Genomic DNA, 7,371 nt, shown 5'->3' on the forward strand with positions numbered 1-7,371 from the left:
CTTTTTTCGCTGGTCGGAGAATTGACCGTGAAAATAGAACAAGCTCTTGCCGACCTTCGTAACCAAGCGCCGTTGGTGCAGTGCATCACCAATTATGTTGCAATGAATATCGCGGCAAATGTCGTGCTTGCGGCGGGTGCATCGCCTGCGATGGTCCATGCCGAAGCTGAGGTTGCGAATTTTGTTCCCATCAGTGGTGCGCTGACAATCAACATAGGAACGCTTTCACCTGATTGGGTTGCAGCAATGCAGTTGGCTGCGGATACGGCCGTGTCGGCAGGGGTGCCTTGGGTACTTGACCCAGTTGCCCATTTTGCGACCCCTTATCGTGGAGAGGTTGTGCGCGACCTTATCACGCGTGGGCCAACGATCATACGCGGAAACGCGTCTGAAATATTGGCGCTTAGCGGTGCAGCGGCAGCTGGTAAGGGGGCAGATAGCGGCGATAGCGTGGCCGACGCTGAAAGCGCAGCAATTTCACTGGCACAAAGCCAGGGGTGTGTAGTGGCGGTTACTGGCGAAGTCGATTTTGTGACTGACGGTGATCGTAGGGCTCGTGTGACAGGCGGGTCGGAAATTATGCCGATGATCACCGCGATGGGGTGTTCTTTGACGGCTTTGATGGGGGCTTTTGCCGCTGTTGCCCCACCACTAGAGGCGGCGGTTGCCGCGCTCGCACATTTCGCCGAAGCTGGTTTGACGGCAGCCCAAAGGGCAGACGGTCCGGGCAGCTTTCAGGTCGCGTTTTTGGACGCTTTACCAAAGGTGCAGCCAAGTGATCTGGACAAGCCCGGCCGTGTTCAATGGCTTTGATCGCTACAAAGTTGCGCGTTTATTTAGTCACTGATCCGACGCTTTGCGCAGACATTGGCGTGATTGAAACGGTGCGTCGGGCGGTGGCCGGTGGTGTTACGATGGTTCAACTGCGCGATAAACACGCGACAACGGCCCAGCGTGTGGACCTCGCGCGGGGGATGATCAGTGTTTTGAATGGTACGGGTGTCCCACTTTTGATCAATGATGATCTTGAGGCGGCAGTCGCATCTGGCGCGGATGGCGCACATATTGGCCAAGGTGACGGTTCAGTACAAAAAGCACGTTCCATCCTTGGACCTGACCGGATTTTGGGGCTGTCCTGTGAAACTGCCGAAACGGTATCCAATGCCAATTCTGCACCTATTGATTATCTGGGGGTTGGGCCCGTTTTTGCGACAGACACAAAATCTGACCACAAACAGCCTATCGGGATGGCGGGGCTAAAAACGCTTGTTTCGCTTAGTGATCTGCCGGCCGTCGCAATCGGGGGGCTAAACGCAACACATGTCGGTGATGTCATGTCCAGCGGTGCAGACGGTCTTGCCGTTGTGTCGGCCATTTGCGGGCAACCAGACCCAAGCGCGGCCGCACGCAAATTCATACAAAACAGGAGGTCAGAATGATCGCCAATGTTCTTTCCATCGCGGGGTCCGACCCGTCGGGCGGGGCTGGTATCCAATCGGACATCAAAGCAATATCTGCCAATGGCGCGTTCGCAATGGCTGCGATTACTGGTTTGACTGCGCAAAACACCCAAGGTGTTAGCGGTGTGCATCTTGTGCCGCCTTTATTCGTTTACGATCAAATCGCAGCAGTTTTTGCGGATATCCGGGTCGATGCCGTTAAGATTGGGATGGTCGCGAACGCTGAAATTGCGAGGTCTGTCGCCGATGCGCTGCGGTCCTATCCTGATTTACCAGTTGTTTTAGACCCTGTGATGGTCGCCAAAGGCGGAGCTTCTTTGTTGGATGACGATGCGATTGCGATTGTGCGTGAAACGCTTCTGCCTTTGGCGACGGTTTTAACACCCAACCTGCCCGAAGCCGCGCATTTGCTAGGGGTGTCGGTCGCGACAAACCGGGATGAAATGGTCGAGCAGGCCAGTGCGTTAATGGGACTTGGGCCAGATGCGATCTTGCTAAAGGGTGGACACCTTGCAGCGGAGGAAAGCCCCGATTGTCTTGTGACTAATGCTGGTCTGCGTTGGTTCGATGGTGCGCGTATTTCAACAAAGAATACGCATGGAACGGGTTGTACTTTGTCATCGGCTCTGGCCGCGCAAATAGCGAAAGGTCAGGCCCTAACAGACGCAGTTGTCGCGGCCAAATCCTATGTTGCACGTGCGATTGCAGATGCTGACCAGTTGTCCGTCGGCGCGGGGCATGGCCCGACACATCACTTTTCCTCATTCTACTCGTAACGAAAGAAAATCATATGAAATTGACATCTTTAACTGCTGCCTTTTCGCTGTGCGCGTCGCCTTTGATGGCGCAGGACGACATGACGCTGATGCTGGATTGGTTTATCAACCCCGATCATGGGCCGATCATTGTCGCCCAAGAGCTGGGATACTTTGCAGATGTTGACCTTTCGGTCGAAATTATCGCGCCAGCTGATCCTTCTGACCCACCCAAGATGGTTGCCGCAGGTCAGGCCGATCTTGCGATTTCCTATCAGCCACAACTGCACCTGCAAATCCACCAAGGTTTGCCGTTGCAGCGGGTTGGCACGCTGGTGGCAACGCCGTTGAATTGTCTTCTTGTTCTAGAGGATAGCGACATCACCACTCCAGCTGATCTGGCAGGAAGTAAAATTGGGTTTTCTGTGGGGGGTGTCGAAGAAGCAGTGCTGGGGTCCATCCTGCGAAACCACGGCCTAAGCTTAGATGATGTTGAATTGATCAATGTGAACTGGTCATTGTCACCATCGCTTATGTCGGGGCAGGTGGATGCGGTGATCGGCGCATATCGCAACTTTGAACTCAACCAGATGGATATCGAAGGTGTTCCCGGCCGTTGTTTCTATGTCGAAGAAGAAGGTCTGCCGTCATACGATGAACTTATCTATGTCGCGAATCCGGAAACGATGGATCGCGATATGATCCGGCGTTTTCTTGCGGCGACTGAAAAGGCGACGCAATTCATAGTGAACCACCCGCAAGAAAGCTGGGATATCTTCGCTGCGACATCGCCCGAATTACAAGATGAGCTGAATGCGCGCGCCTGGGTGGATACGCTGCCGCGATTTGCACTGCGACCCACCGCAATGGATGTCGGACGTTATGTAAATTTCGAAGCATTTTTGCATGATGCCGGGCTTGTGCCCGCGATGAACGATGTCGCGACAATTGCTATCGATGTGACTGCGGAATGAGTGGCGCTGACTATGGTCGCAGTTTCGCGGCGTTAAGGGCAGGGTGTCCCGATGAATGGAGCGCCTACACAGATCATGCCTTTGTGCGCGGTTTGGGCGACGGGACATTACCGCAAGCATCTTTCCTGCACTATTTGGTGCAGGATTACGTGTTCCTTGTTCACTTCGCGCGGGCATGGTCATTGGGCGTCGTGAAGGCCGAAACAATGGCAGAGATGAAAACCTGCGCGCGTACAGTCGATGCATTGGTGAATCATGAAATGGCATTGCATGTGAAAACTTGCGCTGAGGCTGGTATTGACGAAACAGACCTGTTCGCCGCCAAAGAAGAAGTCGCGAACCTTGCTTACACGCGTTATGTCATTGATGCCGGGTTACAGGGTGACTTTTTGGACCTGATGGTCGCGCTTGCGCCTTGCTGTTTTGGTTACGGTGAAATCGGATTGCGGCTGGCAGGTACTGCGCGCAACGATACCCCCTATGCTGATTGGATCGCGACATATGCGGATGTAGATTATCAACAGGTGATGGCATCTTTTGGTGATATGCTGGACGCTGCGGTGATCCGACGACTTGGGGCCAATTTCAAAGCCACGCCCCGTTGGGCACAGTTGCAAAGCCGCTTTACCACGGCGACCGAACTGGAGGTTGGGTTCTGGGATATGGGATTGTTGGGGGCATGATCCATGCACCGACGATCACATTGAAGGGTCGCTACGATGTAGACGGTCACCGTCTGTTTGGCCCAATTGATATGTCGATCTCCGCAGGAGAATGGACTTGCCTGTTGGGGCGGTCAGGTGTCGGTAAGTCTACGATCCTGCGGCTAATCCTTGGGCTGGAAACAGCTGGCGATTTTATCGGAAAGATCGTTTCCGATGACGGATACCCTATTGCCAAGCGCGCGAGCTATATGGCGCAATCGGATCTACTTCTGCCTTGGCTGAATTTGCGCGAAAATGTTGTGGTTGGTGCGCGTCTGCGTGGCGCAGAGCCGGATTTTGACCAGGCAAATGCGTTGATCGACCGGGTGGGATTATCGGACCACATCAAGAAAAAACCGGGCGCTTTGTCAGGGGGGATGCGTCAACGCGCGGCGCTGGCCCGGACTTTGATGGAAAACCGACCCATTGTGTTGTTGGACGAACCGTTCTCTGCATTAGATGCCGGAACGCGCGCCGATATGCAGGATTTGGCCGCAGAGCTATTGGTTGGCAAGACCGTGTTGCTTGTGACGCATGATCCGGCCGAAGCTTGTCGTCTTGGTCACCAGATTACACTGTTGTCAGAGGATGGTGCGAATGCTTGGGATCTGCCTGATACGATGCCAATTCGCCAACCCGATGATCCGGAAATGTTACGCAGTCAGGCGTCCTTGCTTGCACACCTAAGGGCGGGGTTATGAACCGTTTAACGTATCCATTTTGCGCAACGCTATTGGGGCTATGTTTATGGCAGGCGTTGGTTTGGGGGACGGATGCACCGCATTTCATCTTGCCCGCGCCATGGCGGGTGGCAAAAGCCGCATTTGAAAGCCGAGCGCTGATTGCAGAGCATGCGGTGGTCACCGGAACCGAAGTGATCTTGGGCTTGATCATTGGTGCAAGCCTTGGGGCGATTACAGCAATCCAATTGGCTGCCTTTCCTAGGTTGGCGCGTCTTACGCTTCCATTGCTGGTCTTCACCCAAGCCGTTCCGGTGTTCGCCTTAGCGCCAATTTTGACGCTTTGGTTTGGATATGGGATCGGATCAAAGATCGTCATGGCGGTTCTTATTATCTATTTCCCAGTGACTTCGGCGTTTTATGACGGGCTATCGCGGGTGACACCCGGATTGTTGGACCTTGCTAAAACGATGGGAGCAAGCAAGACGCAGGTAATGTTACGGATCAAAATTCCGTCTGCGTTGCCATCGTTGGCGTCTGGGCTAAAGCTTGCGGCGGTTTATGCGCCAATTGGGGCGGTCATCGGTGAATGGGTCGGGGCATCGCGAGGGCTTGGCTATTTAATGTTGCTTGCAAATGGCAGGGCTAAAATCGATCTGATGTTCGCGACTTTGATCGTTCTCGCCTTGCTGACACTACTGTTTCACAAGGTGGTTTCGATGCTGGCAAACCGTTTGACAGATGCGTCGGTGACAGGTTGAAACATGGGCTTGGTGCTAACATTTCAATCGGCTGGCGCCATCGTGAGACATCTTTCAATACTTCTGCACTATATACTGTTGGGAAACGTATTGAACGGAGCCCCAAATGGCCTATCGCTGGACCAATGATCTTACCCGCGCGGATATAACGCCCAAGTCCGCCTATCTTAACCGCCGTCAAATTCTGGCAGGCACTGTTGGCCTAGGCGCGATTGGGATCGTAGGTGGCGCGAGCGCGCAGGACGCGCTTGAGCCGAACACCCTTGAAGAGATCCGAACCTACAACAACTACTACGAATTTGGTGTGGGCAAAAACGACCCCGCGCAAAACGCGCACCAGCTGGATACGTCGAACTGGACGGTTAAGGTCGACGGGCTGGTCGATAACCCGGGCGATTATGCTTTGGCCGATCTGTTGTCGGGGCTTAGCGTCGAGGAACGCCTATACCGTTTCCGCTGTGTAGAGGCATGGTCGATGGTTATTCCTTGGAATGGCATCGAATTGGCTGACATCTTGAACAAGGTTGGCGTGCAGTCCTCTGCAAAATATGTTGCGTTTGAAACGGTGGTTCAGCCTGACAACATGATTGGCGTTCGGAATCGGGTTCTCGATTTTCCATATGTAGAGGGGCTTCGTCTGGACGAGGCGATGCATCCGCTGACAATTATGGCGACGGGTATTTATGACGAGCCGCTGGCAAACCAGAACGGCGCGCCAATGCGTTTGGTTGTGCCGTGGAAGTATGGGTTCAAGTCGATCAAATCCATCGTGCGCATCACCCTGACTGACAAAGAGCCACCTATCAGTTGGAAGAAGGCGAACCGCCGTGAATACGGCTTCTATAGTAATGTGAACCCAACTGTTGATCACCCGCGCTGGTCCCAAGCAACCGAACGCCGCGTTGGCGGTGGTCTGTTCGCATCTCGCCAAGACACGCTGATGTTCAATGGTTACCCCGAAGTCGCCAGCCTTTACGAAGGCATGGACCTGTCAGAGTTCTTTTGATGCAGATAGTTGATACCGTTAACCAGTCACTTCGCAAGGTTCCGACGTGGACTATATACATAGTAGGTGCCGCTTGGGTCGTTTGGATGTTCTATCTGGCTGCGACCAACCAAATGGGCCCCGAGCCGATCAATGCCCTCGAGCGTGAATATGGCGAGCTTGGGCTAAAGCTGATCGTGCTTGGATTAATGGTGACGCCGCTGCGAACATGGACGGGGGTGAACCTGCTCAAGTTTCGGCGGGCCATTGGCGTAACCGCGTTCTTCGTCGTGCTCGCGCATTTCCTTGTGTGGGCTGTGCTAGATGTTCAAAGCTTTGGCAGGATGTGGACCGAAGTCGTAAAACGGCCCTATGTAACTGTGGGCATGATTGCCTTCGTCTTGATGGTCCCGCTGGCATTAACGTCGAATAACCGGTCAATTCGTAAACTTGGCGCTAATTGGCGTAAGCTGCACAAACTAACCTACCCAGTCGCTGTGTTGGCGGTGCTTCACTACGTCTGGTTGGTGAAGGGGTTTCAGATCGAACCGATCGTCTACGCGTTTATTGTAGGGGGTCTGTTGGCTCTGCGGATTAAGTTGCGCCAAAGGCGGGTAGAAAAACCCAGTGGCTTAGCTCTTAGCAAGTAGGCGTCATTAAATGGCACTACATGGAGTGGCCGTAGCTGCATTTGTGCGCTGCGGCCATTTCAGATTCGTACCCATGGCGGACCGACTCGCTAGATTAAGCGTAATGGCGGCGGATTTGACCTCTAATCACGAAGAACGATTCATATCTGGCGACGAATTGCGCAGATTCTGACATCATATCTGATGAAAGCAGGGTACGACTCGCGGCTTTACTGATCGTTGGCCCGTGATCTGGGGCGGTGGGCGTAATTAAGTTACGTTTGACGTCGGGGTTTACGCAATGAACGGTTGGTAACCGCTTAAAAACACATGCATTTCTACTTTTTCACAAAAACTTTGAGAATTATTGAAAAAGGGGTTGCGGGCATCTCTTAGTAACCTTAGAACCCCCTTCACCGGCGG

9 protein-coding genes are annotated in these 7,371 nt (G+C 53.6%); all 9 read left to right on the plus strand.

The genetic code is table 11. From position 1 onward, the window contains the following. Positions 1-27: 27 nt before the first annotated feature. A complete protein-coding gene (thiM, locus tag CYQ09_RS18145; protein ID WP_106746820.1) occupies positions 28-813 on the plus strand; it encodes a hydroxyethylthiazole kinase in 786 nt (261 codons plus the stop codon). Continuing rightward, positions 804-1,439 carry a thiamine phosphate synthase gene (gene thiE, locus CYQ09_RS18150; protein WP_106746803.1) on the plus strand — a complete coding sequence of 212 codons (636 nt, stop codon included), beginning with the start codon at positions 804-806 and terminating at the stop codon, positions 1,437-1,439. The genes thiM and thiE overlap by 10 nt, the downstream gene beginning before the upstream one ends. Beyond that, positions 1,436-2,236, plus strand: a complete 801-nt coding sequence (gene thiD, locus CYQ09_RS18155) for a bifunctional hydroxymethylpyrimidine kinase/phosphomethylpyrimidine kinase (RefSeq protein WP_106746804.1) — start codon at positions 1,436-1,438, stop codon at positions 2,234-2,236. The genes thiE and thiD overlap by 4 nt, the downstream gene beginning before the upstream one ends. Positions 2,237-2,250: 14 nt before the next feature. Beyond that, the gene (locus tag CYQ09_RS18160; protein ID WP_106746805.1) at positions 2,251-3,189 is read left to right on the plus strand and encodes an ABC transporter substrate-binding protein; all 939 of its coding nucleotides are present in this window, start codon (positions 2,251-2,253) and stop codon (positions 3,187-3,189) included. Continuing rightward, positions 3,186-3,872, plus strand: coding sequence for a thiaminase II (tenA, locus tag CYQ09_RS18165; protein WP_106746806.1), 687 nt, complete (start codon positions 3,186-3,188; stop codon positions 3,870-3,872). Before CYQ09_RS18160 ends, tenA begins: the two co-directional genes overlap by 4 nt. After that, a complete protein-coding gene (locus tag CYQ09_RS18170; protein ID WP_106746807.1) occupies positions 3,869-4,594 on the plus strand; it encodes an ABC transporter ATP-binding protein in 726 nt (241 codons plus the stop codon). The genes tenA and CYQ09_RS18170 overlap by 4 nt, the downstream gene beginning before the upstream one ends. Further along, the gene (locus CYQ09_RS18175) at positions 4,591-5,334 is read left to right on the plus strand and encodes an ABC transporter permease (RefSeq protein WP_106746808.1); all 744 of its coding nucleotides are present in this window, start codon (positions 4,591-4,593) and stop codon (positions 5,332-5,334) included. The genes CYQ09_RS18170 and CYQ09_RS18175 overlap by 4 nt, the downstream gene beginning before the upstream one ends. A gap of 106 nt (positions 5,335-5,440) precedes the next feature. Then, positions 5,441-6,340, plus strand: a complete 900-nt coding sequence (gene msrP, locus CYQ09_RS18180) for a protein-methionine-sulfoxide reductase catalytic subunit MsrP (protein ID WP_106746809.1) — start codon at positions 5,441-5,443, stop codon at positions 6,338-6,340. After that, the gene (gene msrQ, locus CYQ09_RS18185; protein ID WP_106746810.1) at positions 6,340-6,969 is read left to right on the plus strand and encodes a protein-methionine-sulfoxide reductase heme-binding subunit MsrQ; all 630 of its coding nucleotides are present in this window, start codon (positions 6,340-6,342) and stop codon (positions 6,967-6,969) included. Before msrP ends, msrQ begins: the two co-directional genes overlap by 1 nt. Positions 6,970-7,371 lie beyond the last annotated feature (402 nt).

Origin of the sequence: Yoonia maritima, from assembly GCF_002933395.1 — a bacterium.
In the GTDB taxonomy this organism is placed as follows: domain Bacteria; phylum Pseudomonadota; class Alphaproteobacteria; order Rhodobacterales; family Rhodobacteraceae; genus Yoonia; species Yoonia maritima_A.